Origin of the sequence: Rhizobium mesoamericanum STM3625, assembly GCF_000312665.1 — a bacterium.
Lineage (GTDB): Bacteria > Pseudomonadota > Alphaproteobacteria > Rhizobiales > Rhizobiaceae > Rhizobium > Rhizobium mesoamericanum.
The window spans coordinates 2,831,104-2,849,279 of the sequence record NZ_HF536772.1 but is presented as its reverse complement, the minus strand read 5'-3'; the positions used below and the strand labels follow the sequence as shown (position 1 = coordinate 2,849,279).

At 58.3% G+C, this 18,176-nt stretch carries 19 protein-coding genes; 6 read left to right on the top strand and 13 right to left on the bottom strand.

All coding sequences use genetic code 11. The features are described 5' to 3' along the window. Positions 1-5: 5 nt before the first annotated feature. From BN77_RS14055 to BN77_RS14040, 4 genes are all read left to right on the top strand, one after another. Positions 6-935, top strand: a complete 930-nt coding sequence (locus tag BN77_RS14055; protein WP_007532916.1) for a glutaminase — start codon at positions 6-8, stop codon at positions 933-935. A 59-nt stretch (positions 936-994) separates the two neighbouring features. Beyond that, entirely contained in the window at positions 995-1,879 is an 885-nt protein-coding gene (gene ttcA / locus BN77_RS14050) for a tRNA 2-thiocytidine(32) synthetase TtcA (RefSeq protein ID WP_007532914.1), read from the top strand. 29 nt (positions 1,880-1,908) lie between these two features. Continuing rightward, entirely contained in the window at positions 1,909-2,733 is an 825-nt protein-coding gene (locus BN77_RS14045) for an inositol monophosphatase family protein (RefSeq protein ID WP_007532912.1), read from the top strand. A 158-nt stretch (positions 2,734-2,891) separates the two neighbouring features. After that, the gene (locus BN77_RS14040; RefSeq protein WP_244426182.1) at positions 2,892-3,491 is read left to right on the top strand and encodes a LysE family translocator; all 600 of its coding nucleotides are present in this window, start codon (positions 2,892-2,894) and stop codon (positions 3,489-3,491) included. A 74-nt stretch (positions 3,492-3,565) separates the two neighbouring features. Here BN77_RS14040 and BN77_RS14035 read toward each other — a convergent pair whose 3' ends face one another. The 3 genes from BN77_RS14035 to grxD all read right to left on the bottom strand — a co-directional run bounded on the left by BN77_RS14035 (position 3,566) and on the right by grxD (position 6,567). Continuing rightward, positions 3,566-4,846 (bottom strand): multidrug effflux MFS transporter, encoded by a 1,281-nt coding sequence (locus BN77_RS14035; protein ID WP_007532910.1) that lies wholly within the window; start codon positions 4,844-4,846, stop codon positions 3,566-3,568. Between the two features lie 35 nt (positions 4,847-4,881). After that, entirely contained in the window at positions 4,882-6,087 is a 1,206-nt protein-coding gene (locus BN77_RS14030) for a multidrug effflux MFS transporter (RefSeq protein ID WP_007532909.1), read from the bottom strand. A 144-nt stretch (positions 6,088-6,231) separates the two neighbouring features. Then, positions 6,232-6,567: a Grx4 family monothiol glutaredoxin gene (gene grxD / locus BN77_RS14025; protein ID WP_007532908.1), complete on the bottom strand. Its 336-nt coding sequence runs from the start codon at positions 6,565-6,567 to the stop codon at positions 6,232-6,234. A 285-nt stretch (positions 6,568-6,852) separates the two neighbouring features. On the opposite strand from grxD, the gene BN77_RS14020 reads away from it, so the two are divergent. After that, positions 6,853-8,004 carry a hypothetical protein gene (locus tag BN77_RS14020; RefSeq protein ID WP_040677185.1) on the top strand — a complete coding sequence of 384 codons (1,152 nt, stop codon included), beginning with the start codon at positions 6,853-6,855 and terminating at the stop codon, positions 8,002-8,004. Positions 8,005-8,025: 21 nt separating this feature from the next. On the opposite strand, the gene BN77_RS14015 is transcribed toward BN77_RS14020, so the two are convergent. From BN77_RS14015 to BN77_RS14000, 4 genes are all read right to left on the bottom strand, one after another. Further along, complete coding sequence (locus BN77_RS14015; RefSeq protein ID WP_007532906.1) at positions 8,026-8,259, bottom strand: BolA/IbaG family iron-sulfur metabolism protein; 234 nt, start codon at positions 8,257-8,259, stop codon at positions 8,026-8,028. A gap of 19 nt (positions 8,260-8,278) precedes the next feature. Further along, a complete protein-coding gene (gene purL, locus BN77_RS14010) occupies positions 8,279-10,513 on the bottom strand; it encodes a phosphoribosylformylglycinamidine synthase subunit PurL (protein ID WP_007532905.1) in 2,235 nt (744 codons plus the stop codon). Positions 10,514-10,637: 124 nt separating this feature from the next. After that, positions 10,638-11,213, bottom strand: coding sequence for an acyloxyacyl hydrolase (locus tag BN77_RS14005; RefSeq protein WP_007532902.1), 576 nt, complete (start codon positions 11,211-11,213; stop codon positions 10,638-10,640). Positions 11,214-11,337: 124 nt separating this feature from the next. Then, the gene (locus tag BN77_RS14000; protein ID WP_007532900.1) at positions 11,338-12,756 is read right to left on the bottom strand and encodes an aminotransferase-like domain-containing protein; all 1,419 of its coding nucleotides are present in this window, start codon (positions 12,754-12,756) and stop codon (positions 11,338-11,340) included. 78 nt (positions 12,757-12,834) lie between these two features. Here BN77_RS14000 and BN77_RS13995 point away from each other — a divergent pair, with 78 nt between their 5' ends. Then, the gene (locus BN77_RS13995) at positions 12,835-13,101 is read left to right on the top strand and encodes a DUF1127 domain-containing protein (RefSeq protein WP_007532898.1); all 267 of its coding nucleotides are present in this window, start codon (positions 12,835-12,837) and stop codon (positions 13,099-13,101) included. Here BN77_RS13995 and BN77_RS13990 read toward each other — a convergent pair whose 3' ends face one another. The 6 genes from BN77_RS13990 to BN77_RS13965 form a co-directional block, all read right to left on the bottom strand. Next, positions 13,102-13,500, bottom strand: coding sequence for a hypothetical protein (locus BN77_RS13990; protein ID WP_007532896.1), 399 nt, complete (start codon positions 13,498-13,500; stop codon positions 13,102-13,104). Between the two features lie 46 nt (positions 13,501-13,546). Then, the gene (gene purQ / locus BN77_RS13985; protein WP_007532895.1) at positions 13,547-14,218 is read right to left on the bottom strand and encodes a phosphoribosylformylglycinamidine synthase subunit PurQ; all 672 of its coding nucleotides are present in this window, start codon (positions 14,216-14,218) and stop codon (positions 13,547-13,549) included. A gap of 8 nt (positions 14,219-14,226) precedes the next feature. Continuing rightward, positions 14,227-14,472 carry a hypothetical protein gene (locus BN77_RS13980; RefSeq protein ID WP_040677183.1) on the bottom strand — a complete coding sequence of 82 codons (246 nt, stop codon included), beginning with the start codon at positions 14,470-14,472 and terminating at the stop codon, positions 14,227-14,229. A gap of 21 nt (positions 14,473-14,493) precedes the next feature. After that, complete coding sequence (purS, locus tag BN77_RS13975) at positions 14,494-14,736, bottom strand: phosphoribosylformylglycinamidine synthase subunit PurS (protein ID WP_007532894.1); 243 nt, start codon at positions 14,734-14,736, stop codon at positions 14,494-14,496. A 33-nt stretch (positions 14,737-14,769) separates the two neighbouring features. After that, positions 14,770-15,534 carry a phosphoribosylaminoimidazolesuccinocarboxamide synthase gene (purC, locus tag BN77_RS13970; protein WP_007532892.1) on the bottom strand — a complete coding sequence of 255 codons (765 nt, stop codon included), beginning with the start codon at positions 15,532-15,534 and terminating at the stop codon, positions 14,770-14,772. Between the two features lie 231 nt (positions 15,535-15,765). Next, positions 15,766-18,051 carry a putative bifunctional diguanylate cyclase/phosphodiesterase gene (locus BN77_RS13965; RefSeq protein WP_007532890.1) on the bottom strand — a complete coding sequence of 762 codons (2,286 nt, stop codon included), beginning with the start codon at positions 18,049-18,051 and terminating at the stop codon, positions 15,766-15,768. Positions 18,052-18,176: the final 125 nt, after the last annotated feature.

Here is an 18,176-nt window from a genome sequence, read left to right as displayed (position 1 = left end):
ATACGATGACGGACTTGAAGGCAGTTCTCGACAGTATCCACAAGGAGCTGGCGCCCCGCATCGGCGAGGGCAAGGTTGCGGACTATATTCCCGAACTCGCGAAGGTCGACGCCAACCAGTTCGGTTTGAGCGTCGTGACCGTCGACGGCAAGGCCTACAACGTCGGCCATGCCGACGTGCCATTCTCCATCCAGAGCATCTCGAAGGTTTTCATGCTGACGCTTGCGCTCGGAAAGGTCGGCGAAGGCCTGTGGAAGCGTGTCGGCCGTGAACCGTCCGGCTCGGCTTTCAACTCGATCGTTCAACTCGAGCACGAGCAAGGTATTCCGCGCAATCCCTTCATCAATGCGGGCGCAATCGCGGTAACTGATGTCGTTATGGCAGGCCACGCGCCGCGCGAGGCAATCGGCGAATTGCTGCGCTTCGTTCGCTATCTCGCGGATGATGAGTCGGTCACCATTGATGATCGCGTTGCAAGGTCCGAGACGCAGACGGGCTACCGCAACTTTGCGCTCGCGAATTTCATGCGCTCGTATCGCAACCTCGATCATCCAGTTGATCATGTGCTCGGCGTCTATTTCCACCAGTGCGCCCTGTCGATGACCTGCGAGCAGCTGGCGAAGGCCGGCCTCTTCCTCGCTGCGCGGGGCAGTAATCCGATGACAGGCCACTCGGTTGTTTCGCCGAAGCGGGCGCGCCGTATCAACGCGCTGATGCTGACATGCGGCCACTATGACGGCTCCGGTGACTTCGCCTACCATGTCGGTCTTCCCGGGAAGAGCGGTGTCGGTGGCGGCATCTTTGCGGTAGCGCCCGGTATCGCCTCGATCGCGGTCTGGTCGCCGGGCCTCAACAAGGTCGGCAACTCACAGCTCGGCGCGGTCGCACTCGAAATGCTGGCGGCTCGCACCGGCTGGTCGGTTTTCGGTGATTGACGCTGGGTTGTCTTGACGCTTTCTGCTAAGGCGGAGGCAGATTTTGATTGGACGAGAGAATGAACATCGCAGCCAAGATTGCCGATGAGCTGGAAACGCCGAACGGGGATGGGACGATCGCGCATGCGCTCTTTGCCGAGGCTCCGAACTCGGTGTCGTTCAACAAGCTGCGCAAGCGGCTGCTACGCAACGTCAGGCAGGCTTTCGACGATTTTGCGATGCTGAAGGGCCAGAGGCGTTGGCTGATTGGCCTCTCCGGCGGCAAGGACTCTTATGGCCTGCTCGCGCTTCTCCTTGACCTGCAGTGGCGTGGTCTTCTGCCGGTGGAACTGATCGGCTGCAATCTCGACCAGGGGCAGCCGAACTTTCCAAAGCATATCTTGCCTGACTACCTGAGCAAGATTGGCGTCAAGCATCGCATCGAATATCGCGACACCTATTCGATCGTGAAGGAAAAGGTTCCAGACGGATCCACCTATTGCTCGCTCTGTTCGCGTCTGCGCCGCGGCAACCTTTACCGGATTGCCAAGGAGGAGGGCTGCGACGCATTGGTGCTCGGTCATCATCGCGAGGATATCCTCGAGACCTTCTTCATGAACTTCTTCCATGGCGGGCGTCTAGCGTCGATGCCGCCCAAGCTGCTCAATGACGAGGGCAACCTGATGGTTCTGCGCCCGCTCGCCTATTGCGCGGAAGACGACATGTCGAAGTTTGCGGCTGCCATGCAGTTTCCGATCATTCCTTGTGATTTGTGCGGCTCCCAGGACGGGCTACAGCGCAATGCGATGAAGGAGATGCTCGCAGATATCGAGCGGCGCATGCCAGGCCGCAAGGACACGATGCTCAGGGCACTCGCGCACGTGAACCCCTCGCATCTTCTTGATCCCAAGCTTTTCGATTTCGCTGGCCTGATCGCCGGAGAGACCGCGCCGAAAAGTGAATAGTCGGCGTCCACGCCAAAGAAGGAAAGTCCATGAGTTCCACGATAGATGTTACGACGCTTGCCGATCTCCTGAGGCGGGCGGCGAAGGCTGAGATATTGCCGCGTTTCCGTCGTCTTAGGAGCGATGACGTGCGCGCCAAGAGCGAGGCAACCGATTTGGTGACTGAGGCCGACCTTCAGGCCGAGCGGATGATCAAGGCGGAAGCCGCAACGCTCTGGCCAGATGCAGTCTTCATCGGCGAGGAGTCGGTCGCTGCCGATCCAGCGCTACTTGCCAAACTCGAAGGAGCGGATCTTGCGATTGTCGTGGACCCCGTCGACGGCACCTTCAACTTCGCATCGGGCATTCCAGCCTTCGGCGTCATGGCATCCGTGGTATCCAAGGGCGAAACCGTTGCCGGTATCATCTACGACCCGATGGGCGACGATTGGGTGATCGGAGAGAAGGGCAGTGGCGCATGGCTTCGCCGCCCCGATGGGGAAGCGGAACGGCTCTACGTTGCGGCACCCGTCGCGCTTGAAGAGATGGTCGGCATGGCATCGACCGGTTTCCTGCCGAAGCCCCAGCGTAGAGAGATCCTGGCCAACCTGGCGAAGGTTCGGTTTCTTGCCAACTACCGCTGCGCGGCGCACGAATACCGTGCCTTTGCCTGCGGTCATGTGCATTATCTCATGTATAACAAGCTCATGCCCTGGGACCATCTCGCAGGCACGCTCCTCAGCATCGAGGCCGGCGCTCATGCGGCCCGCTTCGACGGTTCATCTTACCTGCCTCATCACACGGCCGGCGGTCTGCTGATCGCGCCTGACAAGGAAAGTTGGGGCATTTTGCGGCGTGAAGTCTTCACCATCTGACACGAAGCAGGCGCGCCTCCCGCGGATCGCAGGCTAGGACATCACGTTTCTGGGGCGCAGAATTGTGCCCCTCACGGTTCCGGCATCTGCACAGACGTACAATACGATGAGGCACGCCGGCTGTAGAGCTTCTCGCGTCTCGAACGGGCGCGGAGGTAATGATGGATACTGCTCAGGCGCTGGCTTTCCTGCTGTTTGCCTTTATCGCGGCGGTTACACCGGGACCCAGCAACGCGATGATCCTTTCGACTGGTGCGGCTGTCGGTGCCTTGAGAGGCATCGGCTGTCCGCTTGGTGCATCGCTTGGCATGGGCGTGATGATCGTTCTGAGCGCCTTCGGCCTCGGAGAAATTCTCGCAGCAGCGCCGGTTGTCGTATCGGTGATGAAGATCGCAGGATCTCTGTTTCTGCTGTGGCTCAGCTGGAAGATCGCCAATGCCGGCACGTTCGAAGCGGATGGCCAGACGCGCGCAGTGGGATTTCGGCAGGCTTTTCTGTTCCAGTGGTTGAACCCGAAAGGTTGGTTGGTCGCCCTCAGCGCCGGCAGCACCTATCTTCCGTCGCGCCAGTACGCTCAGACCGGCGGTGCCCTATGGATGGGGACGCTGTTTGCTGCCGCGGCATTTCCAGCTGGACTGCTGTGGCTTGTCTTGGGCGCACTGGTAGCCCAAACTCTGCGGACGCAACGCTCGGCGAGGGTCTTCAATATCGCCATGGCGTCGGCGCTGGCCTTATCTGTTGTTATGGTGTGGCGGTAGCTGTTTGAAAGCTTCGCCCGCAACATCCGGTGCGAGCGATATGGGAATGCCATGCGTGCCGTTTTGTCGGACGGCTAGAAGTGCCCGGCACCGGCATCGAGGTGCGGACTGTCGCCCGGATGCATGAAGAGCTTGCCACCTTCCGCCCAGAGTGTTGCGGCGATGCTGATCGCACCGAACACGGCAAAGCCACCGAAGAGGGGCTGGACAGTTCCGTTGAAGAGTTGGCCAACCGTGCCGCCAAGGATCGCGCCGAAGGTCGTCGACACGAAACCAGTGATGGCGGTCGCTGTGCCAGCGAGATTGCCCATCGGTTCCAGGCTGATCGCCGTAAAGTTCGTGGCAATAACCGCAAACATCATCAGCAGGATCGTGAACAGCCCATATGCGAAGGCGAAATCGGGGCGGCCGCCGAGTGCCTTAACGTAGCCGATTGCCGAGACGATCGTGAACAGGATCATCGCGACGTGCGCGATGCGGCGCATGCCGAATTTACGCACGAAGAAGCCGTTGGCGAAGTTTGCCACCGCGATGCCACCTGCCGTTGCGGCAAAGGCGATCGGCAGCCAGTCGCCGAGGCCGTAGACTTCACCGAAGACCTGCTGCACCGAGATGACGTAGGCGCTGATGACACCCGTGAACATTGTGAGCCCAATCATATAGCCGCAGGTGACCTTGTTGGTCAGAACGGTCTTGAAACCGTCGGCGACCGAGCCGAGCGACAGTGGAATACGCTCCTCCTTTGGAAGCGATTCCTTCAGACGCACAAGTGCCCAGATAAACAGGATGGCGCCGACGACGCCGAGCAGGATGAAGATCCAGTGCCAGTTGGCATAAGTAATGATCAACTGCCCGACAGACGGTGCCACGATCGGTACGATCATGAAGACGATCATCACGTAGGACATGACGCGCGCCATTTCCCGGCCGCCAAAGCAGTCGCGAACAATCGCCATTGTAGTGATGCGAACGGCTGCGCCGCCGAGGCCCTGGACGAAGCGCATGACCAATAGCATCTCGAAGCTGCCGGTGGCGGCCGCGGCGAACATGGCGAGCACATAAACCGCCAGGCCTCCAAGCAGGATATTTCGGCGGCCGAACGTATCTGACAGGCTGCCGAAGATGATCTGCGATACACCGAAGCCGAGGAAGAAGACGCCGATCACGAGTTGCGCGTCGTTGGCGTTGGTGACCCCGAACGAATGGCCGATCGCCGGCAGGGAAGGCAACATGCTATCGATCGCCATGGCGATGCTGGCGGTCATGATGGCGATGGTGATGACAAATTCGACGAAGCCCATGCCTATGCGGCGGGAGCCCTGATTTTCGACGTGTGGTTTATGCGGCGGCGTCATAATGGAAATCCTGAAATACGAGGCGGGTGACCCGTTCAGACCGCGGGGTTATGCGGCTGGAACAGGCGTCCTTTCTCCGCGATCAAAACGAAGATCAGACCGATAATCGAGACGGTGAAATAGCCTGCGACCATCGGTAATGCGGTGCCGTTGAAGGCCTGACCGATGCCGGCACCGATCAGCGCGCCGCCGACCGTGCTCATGAAACCGAGAACGGAGGAAGCCGTTCCGGCAACATGGCCGAGCGGTTCCATGGCAAGCGAATTGAAGTTCGAGCCGATCCAACCGAACTGGAACATCGCCAGACCGAAGAAGCCAATGAAAAGCGGGAAGGGCATCGGCTGTGGTCCAAGGACAAGGGCGACCAGCCAAATGGTGTTGATAGTGATGAAGCCCGCCAAAGCACCATGCGACAGCCGGCGCATGCCGAACTTGCCGACAAGTCTTGAGTTGAGGAATGACGACAGCGACATGAACACGGCGACGCCCGCAAAGGCGAAGGGAAAATAGACACCCAGACCGTAAATGCCGACATAGATCTGCTGCGCGGAATTGATGAAGCCGAACAGCGAGCCGAAGATAAAGGTGCTCGCAATCGTATAACAGAGCGCGGTTCGGTTGGTGAGGACCAGTTTGAAACCGCCGATGATGGAGCGTGCGGTAAATGGGCGAACGTTGGACGGATGCAGAGTTTCGGGAAGGCGAATATAGGCCCATGCCGAAATGAGAGCGGCCATAAGCGCGATGAACACGAAGATCAGGTGCCAACTGCCGAAGAACATGATGATCTGGCCACTGCCCGGTGCGATAACAGGGACGATCATGAAGACCATCATGATCAGCGACATGACTTCTGCCATCTGGCGACCGCCGTAGATGTCACGAACAATGGAGATCGTGATGACGCGCGTTGCCGCCGAACCAATGCCCTGAATGAACCGAAGCAGGAGAAGGCCCTCAAAGGATGGCACCAGTGCGATCCCGAGCGCGGAACAGATATAGATGACGAGGCCGATCAGCAGCGGCACCCGGCGACCAAAGCGGTCGGAGAGAGGACCGTAGAAGAGCTGCGCCGAGCCGAAGCCAAGCAGATAGGCTGAGACCACAAACTGACGATGGTTCTCGCTTTCCACACCAAGGCTGGCGCCGATCTGCTGAAGCGCCGGAAGCATGATGTCGATCGCAAGCGAATTGACTGCCATGAGGAAGGCAGCGAGCGCAATGAATTCCCCTTTGCCCATGGGCAATCGGCCCGCGTGCACGGTTTGTGATGAATCAGTCACAATGAAATTCCCATAAACGCGCCAAGGCGCTGTTCAGCACAGCGCCTCGGACTCGAAATGCAAGATTTGGAAACCGGGCGGAACGCCCGGTGACCGGACAGGTCAGGCCGCGCCGCGAACGGTCACGCCGTGCTCCTGCAGGTGCTGCTGCAACTCACCGGCCTGGAACATTTCCCGGACGATGTCGCAACCGCCAATGAACTCGCCCTTAACGTAGAGCTGCGGGATCGTCGGCCAGTTGGAGTAATCCTTGATGCCCTGGCGGATTTCAGAGTCAGCGAGCACGTTTATGCCCTTGTAGTCGACGCCGATGTAATCGAGAATCTGCACGACCTGTCCGGAGAATCCACACTGCGGAAACTGCGGCGTGCCCTTCATGAAGAGGACGACGTCGTTGCTCTTGATTTCGTTGTCGATGAATTCGTTGATACCGCTCATAGGGACCTTATCCTTTCAACAGGCGAGTTAAAGGCCCGCCGTTTCAATCGTTAAGCTTAGATAGCATGTGATCGGCGGAATTCCAGCAGGCACGGGCAAAAAAAAGAGCACCCTACCGGTTTGGTAAGCGAGGATTGTTGCGCTTGCGTTACGTCGACGCCTGAACCGACGCTTCACAACGTCAGTCCTGACTGTTTGCGCGCTTAACGCTCCGTATTTCGCCACAATTCATGCCGATTGCCGCGCAGCAGTTATCTGCCGCGCCCGCGGCCACGAAAGAAAATAATGACATTGATTTCAAAAAGGGTCGTTCTCCATTTTCCGGGGTTCGAGCCGCTTGATGGGCGTGCTCACAGGGCACGCTATGAACGTTCAGCTAAACAAAGTGCAGCGGTCTGGGGCTTCTCGGTGCTGACGGGCGAGCCGGAATGCGGACAAGATGCAACGCGCTTCGAGGTGAAGGCGAGGGCGGATGGCTGGGAAACCAGCAGCCACATACATGTCTTCGACCACAATGCTCTCGTGGAAAAACTCAGGACGCGAAGTCAGGCGATACAGATCCTGGCCGGCTTTTGGAGTGCGTTGCAGGTCATCGTATATGGCGGAATGACCGGCTATTTCCGGCATGCGTGGCGGTTCGGACTGTTCTTCATCTTTCCGTTTCTGATGATGATCCTGGGCTTCTCAATCAGTGCAACGATCGCCGTCATACCAATCGGAATGGATTTGCCGGCCTTTCATCTCCTGTGGAGTGTGGCCCTGGCGTCATCCTTCTTCGTCTTTGCATTTCTGCCCGTCGCCGAGCGCTTCTACACACTGCATCTTTTCGCGGACTGGCGCATGGTGGTGGCTCTCGCCCGCATGAGCGATCCGATATTTCACCAGTGGCTCGACAGCTGTGCCGCGGCCGCGCAGGCAGCCTTCTCAGAGGCTGCGGACGAATATGTGATCTCATCGCACAGTATGGGCTCCAGCGTCGCGGCCCATGTCATTGGCATGGTGCTTGACCGCCATCCGGAGATTTTCGTCGGCAAAAGGGTGCTCTTTGCGATACTGGGGTCGGCGGTTCTGCAATGCGCGTTGCTACGTCCTGCGCAGCGATTGCGATCCCGAATCGGAATCATTGCGCGATGTGAAAGCATCAACTGGCTAGATGTCCAATGTCTGACCGATGCCATTCACTTCTACAAGGTTCCCGTGGTGGCGGTTTGCGGACATCGGGACGCACGCCCTGCGACGATGATCTTCATTCGCGTGAAGCAGATGCTGAACGGCGAACACTACAGGAAGATCAAGAAAGACTTTCTGCGCGTGCACAGGCAGTATGTCCTTGGACCGGACGTGCAGGCACCTTTCGACTTCACGTTATTAACCGCCGGCCCGCGCTCGGGCATGATCTTTGCCGAAGGTGGCTATGGCAAAATGCCCGGCTCGTGACCGGGCATTTTGCGTTCGAGATCAGTCAGGCGCCGATGTCTGCAGCGCCAGGGCATGCAATATGCCGCCCATATTTCCCTTGAGGGCCTCGTAGACCATCTGGTGCTGCTGCACGCGGCTCTTGCCACGAAAGGCTTCCGCGACCACCTCAGCGGCATAATGGTCGCCATCGCCGGCAAGATCGCGGATGGTTACCTTGGCGCCAGGGATCCCGGCCTTGATCATGTCTTCGATATCACCGGGGTTCATAGGCATGATCGTTACTCCTTGCGTATTATTCCGTGGCAGCGAGTGTGCCATGGCCTTCCATGTAATTAGGGAACCATGATTCATGGGCGTCACGCAATTGCTGAATCGGCAGCGACAGCAGATCGTCAACTATAAGGCTTTCACCTTCGACCGTGCCCAGGCGGCGGAAGGGTACGCCCGCGCCTTCAGCGTTGGCGCAAACGAAGTTTGCGACATCCGCCGGCACTGTCAGGACGTAACGGGCCTGATCTTCGCCGAACAGAAGCGCGTGTGGAGCGCCCCTACATTCGCCAAGACTGATCTTGAGGCCCTTGCCCGACGCCATCGCCATTTCGGCGAGCGCCAATAGCAGACCACCGGAAGAAATGTCGTGGCAGGCCGTCACCTGGCCGTTGCGGATGACCGATCGCACGAAGTCGCCATTGCGGCGCTCTGCGAGGAGATCGATCTCGGGGGCGGGGCCTTCGGCGCTGCCTAAAACGTCGCGCAGGTAGATCGACGAACCAAGATGACTGCCGTCGGTGCCGATCATCACTACCTTGTCGCCAGGCGACATGCTGCCGATGCGAGCCATCTTCTTCCAGTCGGGCAGAAGGCCAACACCGGCGATCGTCGGCGTCGGCAGGATCGCAACACCGTTGGTTTCGTTGTAGAGGGAGACGTTGCCGGACACGATGGGGAAATCGAGGACCCGGCAGGCCTCGCCGATGCCCTTCACCGCCTGGACGAACTGCCCCATGATCTCAGGCTTTTCCGGATTTCCGAAGTTCAGATTGTCGGTCGCCGCCAACGGTTCTGCGCCCGTCGCGGTGATGTTGCGCCAGCATTCTGCGACTGCCTGCTTGCCGCCTTCGAACGGATCGGCCTCAACATAACGGGGGGTCACGTCGGACGAGAAAGCGAGAGCCTTCGAAGGATGGTTCTCCACGCGTACGACGCCCGCATCACCGCCCGGAAGCTGGAGCGAGTTGCCCTGGATCAGCGTGTCGTACTGTTCGTAAACCCAACGGCGGCTCGATTGATTGGGTGAACCAACGAGCTCCAAGAGCGCCTGACCGTAGTCAGCCGGCGCAGCGACGAGGTTAGCGGGCAACGGTGCGCGCTTGTCCGATTCGCGCCACGGACGGTCGTATTCCGGCGCCTGGTCACCGAGATCCTTGATCGGCAGGTTGGCGACTTCCTCACCCTGATGGACGACGCGGAAGCGCAGGTCGTCGGTGGTCTTGCCGACGATTGCGAAATCAAGACCCCACTTGACGAAGATCGCCTTTGCGATGGCTTCCTTTTCCGGCTCGAGAACCATGAGCATGCGCTCCTGGCTCTCGGACAGCATCATTTCATAGGCGGTCATGTGTTCTTCGCGCACCGGTACGGTATCGAGATCAAGCAGAATGCCGAGATCACCCTTGGCCCCCATTTCGACGGCCGAGCACGTGAGGCCGGCGGCTCCCATGTCTTGGATGGCGATGACGGCCCCGGTCTGCATCAACTCGAGGCAGGCTTCCAGCAGGCACTTCTCGGTGAAAGGGTCGCCGACCTGGACGGTCGGCCGTTTCTCTTCGATCGATTCATCGAACTCCGCGGACGCCATCGTCGCCCCACCGACGCCGTCGCGGCCGGTCTTTGCGCCAAGGTAAACGACCGGGAGCCCGACGCCCTTGGCTTCCGACAGGAAAATGGCATTCGATTTGGCAAGACCCGCCGCAAAGGCATTGACCAGAATATTGCCGTTATAGCGCGCGTCAAATTCGGTTTCACCGCCGACGGTCGGTACCCCGAAGGAATTGCCGTAGCCGCCGACGCCTGAGACAACACCAGAAACCAGATGGCGGGTCTTCGGATGATCTGGCTCGCCGAAACGTAGTGCGTTCATTGCTGCGATCGGGCGCGCACCCATGGTGAAGACGTCGCGTAGAATGCCGCCGACGCCCGTTGCCGCGCCTTGATATGGCTCGATGTAGGAGGGGTGGTTGTGGCTCTCCATCTTGAAGACAACGCAGTCGCCATCATCGATGTCGACGACACCGGCATTTTCACCCGGGCCCTGAATGACGCGCGGGCCTTTGGTCGGCAACGTGCGCAGCCATTTCTTGGAGGATTTGTAAGAGCAGTGCTCGTTCCACATGGCCGAGAAGATGCCAAGCTCCGTGAAGGTCGGTTCGCGGCCAATCAGGCCCAATATCCGCTGATACTCGTCTGGCTTCAGGCCATGGGCGGCAATGAGTTCGGGGGTGATCGGGCGGGTATTGGAAATGGTCATGAGCTCTCGGAAGTCCCTGCCGTTGCGCGATTGCGGTGTCTTTAGCCTAAGTGGATGAAACGCGCGACAGGAAAATGCCCGCTGTTAACAAACAGCGGAATTGCAAGGCGGCGATATCGAAAGGTCAGAACTTGTACCCGATCTGGATGCCGGCGCGTGTCATGCCGTTGTTCGGACCATCGCAGAGATTGGCATGGGAGGCATGGGCGAGCTGGGCGATCACGTTCCAATGTTGATCGAAACGATAACCGGCACCCAAATATTCGCGGAAGAGGAACCGACAACCGAGGTTCGGACCATCGGTATTTCCTTCAAGTTCCCCATTGTGCCAGAGGCCGCCGAAGCCAGCTTCGGCAAAGAGCTTCTCGTTGAAGTTCACGGTCCAAGACAGACCCGCAAAGACCTGAGTAGCTTCGCCGGAGGTGCCGATGGAGGTGCCGATGTTGACGCGTGGACGAGCAAGTTGTTGCTTCCAGCCGATTGCCGCGTCCTGGCCGAAAGGATCAAAGAACACCGTTGCCTCGGGGAAGATACCGTCCTCGTGCTCGTGACCGCCTTGTACCGATGCGGACGCGCCAAACCGCAACTCGTCAAAAATCTGCTCGCCGGCATGAGCCGGCATGCCGGCGACATTGGCAACGATTGCCGTCAGAAACGCGATTGACGAAGGTCGCACAATCTTTCGAAATCTAATCGCCATTCAATTCCCGTCCGACTCGCGCCAGGTTTCTGATCTGAATTTCGTAGCATCGTTGCGGCCTCGTAAAGCGACTTTTGCTGGCGGTGGTGGTTTTATTTCAGACTGCGGCCTTTCTGCCGCAGTCTCAGATCTCGCCGTCATAGCCGGCGCCGCCGCTTTCTAGCAGACGTCGCAATATCATCAGGCCCGCAACCAAGCCTTCGCGATTGCGGGGCGAGGAGAAGCCTATCCGCACACGATGGTAGACCTTCTCGGCGCGCGCCGCTTTAAATTCATCCTCGTCATCAATCAGGACCCCATCTCTAAAGGCTGCGTTCTTGAATGTCCCGGAGAGCCAGGGATCGGGCAGCTTGAGCCAGAGAAAGGGCACATGCGGATGTGATATGAAGTCGTATCCTTGCAGTTGTTCCCGTGCGAGGCGCTCGCGGATGGACAGTTCCGCCGTGCTTGCCTTGCGAATTTCATGTGCCTGGCCGCTTTCAACGAGACGAGCGCAAGCCTCGGCGAGAATGAAGGGCAGCCCTCCAGTGATCATCTTGTGCGTTACCTTGATCCGCTGCGCAAAATGCGGCGGGCAGGCAACCCAACCGCCACGCACTCCGGCAGCAACCGACTTCGAAAGGCCGCTGATAAGAAACGTGCGATCAGGTGCGAGCGATGCAAGCAGAGGATTCTCGTCTCCGGTCATTCCACCGTAAAGGTCATCCTCGATCAGCCAGACACCGTGGCGACGTGCGATTTCCGCAATGCGCGCCCGGCGCTCATGCGGCATGGTTGCCAGCGTCGGATTGTGGGCGGTTGGCATCAGGAATGCAAGTTTCGGATGCTGCTGAAGGCAGAGGCGCTCGAAGTCGTCGGGGATCACACCATTCTCGTCAGACTCCACGGTAATGGTGCGCCGCCCAAGAATGCGAGCGCTGCGACTGACCTGCGTATAGCTCAGATCTTCGAAGACGATCTTGTCACCTGGCGATGACACGGCCGAGATGACCGCGACAGCTGCCGCATGTGCCCCCAGGGTAGGGACGATGTTTTCCGTCTCTGGTGTCCAATCGTTCCTGGCAAGCCAGCGCCGGCCGGCTTCGTACCAATTCTTTGGAAAGACGCGGGAATAGGAGGAGATCTCGGAAAGCTGCTCCTCACCGATCGCCGCGAGCACGCTGCCAATGATCTTGCCTTGACCGAGATCCGGAGCGGCCGTGGTATCGAAGCGGATCTTGCCAGCGGGCGCATCAATCGCACGCGTGCCGCCGAGTGCGATGGTCAGTGGATCTGCCTGGTTGCCGGGTGCGGTCTCGGCCCGATCCAGCACGTATGTTCCGCGGCCAACCTCGCCCGCGACCAAGCCGCGCTCATGCACCAGCGCATATGCTCGGCCGATTGTCCCGATTGTTACGCCAATATCGTAGGCGAGGTTTCGCTGCGGCGGCAATTTGCTACCAGCGGGCAAAGTGCCGCTGGCAATGGCTGATTCAATACTGTCCGCAATCCGGAGGTAGACCGGACCGGAACCGCGCGAAATGTCTGGTAGCCAAGTTGTCATGATGACAATTCCCTATATTGTCACCCTCAACCCGTCAAGATTATCTAAACGACAGATACAATCCGCTTGGAGAATGATATGTCTGCCGTTCAAGAGAACGAGCCGCAGATTGCACCTTTTTCTTCTCAGGTTCAATCGATGCAATACCGCGTTTCGGAACGCTCGGACGTCCTGAGTTACACCTGGAGTCTGCTGCAATTCCTATGGCAACGGCTGTCACTGTGGCACGAGAAACGGCAGAGCCGCAGGACCCTGCTTAATCTGACGGATGACGAACTGTTGGACGTCGGTATTACGCGTGCGGATGCACGCAAGGAGGCCAGCAAGTCGTTCTTCTGGGATTGATCAGCCGCAAGCCTTGCCGCCGGAGGCCCAGCGGGTGACATCCTTAACGATCCGCGGTCCCGAAGCGCCTTCCATCATCGGACCGAAGGCATCGAGCTTGGATGGATTGCCTTCCGCTTGAACGACGAGCAATGGGCGGCTCTCTGGGCTTCCCTTGTGCACAACGAGAATGCGCGGGCGACCGGAGAAGGAGTTCAGCTCCGGCGCCAGCCTGTATGCGGCAAACGCTGCGTCGCCCGATTTGAACCAGCAGGCGTTCGCCCCAACAGCTACGCGTTCCATGGTGGAAAGCGCGCTGCGATCAGGACCCTTGGCCGGCGTGTTCGATTGGCAGGAGGCGACCAGCGTTGCAGTTGCGGCAATCGCGAAAACACGTGTCGTCGGAAGGCGAAGGCGCATCAACTTGCTCCAATGGACGGATGGATGGCCTCTTACGTGCCGAAGGTTAAGCAGCGATTACCTCAAGGGCGGAAGCGAACAGACCACGACCGTCGGAACCGCCGTGCGCTGCTTCGATGAGGTTTTCGGGGTGCGGCATCATGCCGAGGATGTTGCCCTTGTCGTTCATGACGCCGGCAATATCGTTGATCGAGCCGTTCGGGTTGGTGCCTTCCGCATAGCGGAAAACGACCTGACCGCGGCCTTCGATCTTTGCCAGGGTCTCGGCGTCGGCGAAGTAGTTGCCGTCGTGATGGGCGACTGGGCTGCGGATGATCTGGCCCTTGGAATAGGCACGTGTAAAATCCGTGTCAGCGTTGACAACTTCGAGCTTGACCTCGCGGCAGACGAATTTGAGGGAAGCATTGCGCATCAGCGCACCCGGTAGCAGCCCTGCTTCGAGCAGGATCTGGAACCCGTTGCACACGCCGAGAACCTTGACGCCCTTGCTGGCCTTTTCGATGATTGCCTGCATCACGGGCATGCGCGCGGCTATGGCACCACAACGGAGGTAGTCGCCATAGGAAAAGCCGCCAGGAATGACGATGAGGTCGACGTCCGGAATGTCCGTCTCCGTTTGCCAGATTGTCACCGGTGCGTGACCGGAGATTTTCGTGAGAGCAGCGATCATGTCGCGATCGCGATTGAGACCCGGAAGTTGAACGACGGCTGATTTCATGAGTGCGACTAAAACCTTGTTTGTGCTTCTGCAAGTTCTCTGAGTACGAGACGCTTTTCAATACGCTCCAGCCGGCCTTCGTGCCGACCAAGGACACCGTAAATGCTGTGTATTTCCTGCTGCATCGAGGTCATTGTGTCGCGCATGCAATGCATTTCGCTCCTGATATCATCAAGAGAGGCATCCAATATATCGATGTGCTCGTGCATTTTCGTCAACAACTCAAGCATGAGCTCTTGCGTTAATTCAGCCATCGAGTGCGCTCCACGACCAGATTAGTCGACGGAAATATTATAGTTCTCGATCACGGTATTTGCGAGGAGTTTCTCGCACATTGCCTTAAGGTCGCTCTCCGCTTTCGCCTTGTCAGCGCCATCGAGTTCGACGTCGAAAACCTTGCCCTGACGGACATGGCCGACACCATCGAATCCGAGCGCGCCGAGAGCGCCTTCGATTGCCTTGCCCTGCGGATCGAGAACGCCGTTCTTCAGCGTGACGGTTACACGAGCCTTGATCACTTTATCTTCCCTGTCTTATCTGGCCTGAGAGTCTTACTTTACGAGCACCGGACCGGTGCCGCGCACAGGCTCGTTCTCGTTGATGATGCCGAGGCGGCGCGCAACTTCCGAATAGGCTTCGAGAAGCCCGCCCATGTCGCGTCGGAAGCGGTCCTTGTCCATCTTCTCGCGGGTATCAATATCCCAAAGACGGCAGGAGTCCGGCGAGATCTCGTCGGCCAGGATGATGCGCATCATGTCGCCTTCGTAGAGGCGACCGCATTCGATCTTAAAATCGACAAGCTGGATGCCAACGCCCAGGAAAAGGCCGGTCATGAAATCGTTGACGCGAATGGCGAGCGCCATGATGTCATCAAGCTCGGCGGGGTTTGCCCAACCGAATGCCGTAATGTGCTCTTCCGAGACCATCGGATCGTCGAGCGCATCGGACTTGTAGTAGAACTCGATGATGGAGCGCGGCAGAACCACACCTTCCTCGATGCCGAGGCGCTTGGACAGAGAGCCGGCGGCAACGTTGCGCACGACGATCTCAAGCGGGATCATTTCCACTTCGCGGATCAGCTGTTCGCGCATGTTAAGACGGCGAATAAAGTGCGTGGGAATGCCGATCTTGTTCAAATGGCTGAAAATATATTCTGAAATGCGGTTGTTCAGAACGCCCTTGCCATCGATAACTTCATGCTTTTTCTTGTTGAAGGCTGTGGCATCGTCTTTGAAGAACTGGATCAGCGTGCCCGGTTCGGGGCCCTCATACAGAATCTTTGCCTTGCCCTCGTAAATACGGCGGCGACGGTTCATTGCAATTGTTCTCTATCGTTGGCGCTCTTGGGATAGCGCGAGTGGATCGATCTCGTGGCGTCCCCTTAAAGGAAAAGCGAGGGTTTCACAATCCGCCTGTCACTCCTTCCCCGGAATCCGGGACTGCCGGAGTACCGCTAAGAGAATCGAAGACTTTCTGCAAAGCAGTCTACAGGTTTTTTGCGATCAACGGAATGTGACCCGTTCCTGTCGAGACAGTCATGCAGGCCTTTATCTTTGGCCGGAGCCGCTGACCGACTTACGCAGGTCCAGCTGCGAGCCGGCGACCGGGCCATCTGCGCCCCGCCAGGACGCGGCCCGGACGAAAGGCGCTATCTGTAGGGCGGGCATCGGACGGGCTAGCGCGTAACCCTGAAGCATATCGCAACCGAGATCGTAGAGAATGCGGACGTGGTCCATTGTCTCAACTCCCTCCGCAGTGACGAGGATATTCAGCGAACGGCCGATATCGATGATCGAACGGACCAGTTTCCGCTGCTCTGCCGAATGGGGCAGCATGCGGATCAGTTCGCGGTCGATCTTCAAGGTTTTCGGGCTCAACTTCAAAAGGCTGACGATGGACGCATGGCCGGTGCCGAAATCATCGATCTCTATATCGATACCGAGACGGCGCAGGTGCCGGAGATTGGCAATTACGGCTTCATCACAATCGTCGAGCGAGATCGATTCAAGCAGTTCGAATGAAATCGCGCGAGGTTCGATCTTCAGGCCGCGAAGTTTCTTCGAAAGATTTGGATCTGCAAGGCGACGCGACGAGACGTTGACTGCAATCTTCGGGATGCGGAGCCCCTCATCCTCCCATCGCTTCCGGTCAGCCAGTGCTTGCTCGAGGATAAGACCGTCGATCATGGAGACAACGTCCAGATCCTCGGCAATCGCCAAGAAGCGGTCTGGCGTCAGCAAGCCGTGTTCCCGGTGCTGCCAACGTGCCAGCGTCTCGACACCGGCAACATCGAGCGTTCTGGCATGAAACTGTAACTGGTAGAACGGAACAAATTCCCCACGTTCCAGACCCAACAGGATTTCGTCCGCCAGACGCTTGCTGGCAATGATGCGGCGTCGCTCATCGGTCGAGAAGAATTCGTGGCGATTGCGTCCATCGCTTTTTGCACGGTAGAGCGCGATATCTGCGTTGAGCAGAAGTTGCTTGGCATCCAGTGCTGGGCCACTATCCGTGGCGATGCCGATGCTTGCACCGAAACGGCAATCGTGACCCTCGTAGCGAATAGGCTTGCAGAGCTCGCGGATTATGCGCTCGGCAAGATTTGAGATCTTCTTGGGCGTGACGTCGAGGTTGCACAGGACCACGAATTCATCGCCACCGATGCGAGCGACGAAATCGGTCGAGCGGACATTTCTCTTCAAGACCTGTGCTGCATGCTTCAGCATCGCGTCACCGGCACGGTGACCGAGCGTGTCGTTGATCTGCTTGAATCGATCGAGATCGATGTGGAGGATCGCGAGCGTCAAGCCGGTCCGGCGACATTCGGCTGAGCGGTCGTCCAGCATACGGTCCAGATATCGGCGATTGGGCAGGCCAGTGAGATAATCGTGCAGCGCCAGGTGCTCGATGCTCTCCTTGGCACTTTCGAGTTCTGTGTTTCGGGCTTCTGCGAGATCCTTGGCGCGCTGCAACTCGTTATTGAGCCGCACTTCGGCGGTGACATCCCAATTTGCACCGATCAGCTTGCGGCGCCCATCGCTATCAAGGAAGAAGGCCGCCTTTGCGCGGATGACGCGCTCGATGCCGTCTTGCCTAATAATACGGAACTCATGCTGGAAATCAGTATTAGTAGCGACACATTCATTGATCGTCGCCAAGACGCGGTCTCGATCTTCGGGATGCAACGAGGCCTCCCAGGCACTCCCCGTGCCGGCCGGTGACGTATCAGTGATGCCGTAGATAGACAGAAGTCGGTCGTCCCAGTCGACCGTGCCGTTCTCAATGTCGGCCTCGAAGACCCCGATGTTGGAGATATCGAGGGCAAGATCGAGGCGTCGTGACACGTGTGCAAGCCGCTCCTGCGCCCCTTTGCGTTCGGTAATGTCGGTATCTGTGCCGACCAGGCGGGCAGGGGTGCCGGTTTCATCCCATTCCACGCACGCACCACGGCACTCGATCCAGATCCAGTGGCCATCCCTGTGGCGCTCTCGGTACTCAAAAATCCGGTAATTCGGATCGCCGGCATTCTGCCGATCGACGGCCTTTATGACAAAGTCCCGGTCGTCGGGGTGGATCAGTTCGATCCACGTGTCGAAGTCGCCGTCGGCATTCTCGTCGGGGGCCATGCCGCGTATGATCTTCCAGGTATCGGAATAGTAGCGTTTGCCAAGACGAAGGTTATGGTCCCATACGCCGAGGCCCGATCCGACGAGAGCGTAATTCCAGCGACTTTCGCGTTCCGAGAGCTCAGCACTGTTCGGCGGCACCGTGGCGCCGTCAACCGCCGCGGCGTCGACCTTCGTCTTGGATTTATCGGGCGACGCATGCTTCAATCTGAATACTCACATCTTCAGCGCGCATCTATTTTGCATCCGCTAAATTAAACAAGCGATTAATGCCGTGAAAATAATAAGCTAGAAAAAACAGTCACGTAACCGTTATAGGCTTGTGTTTGTGG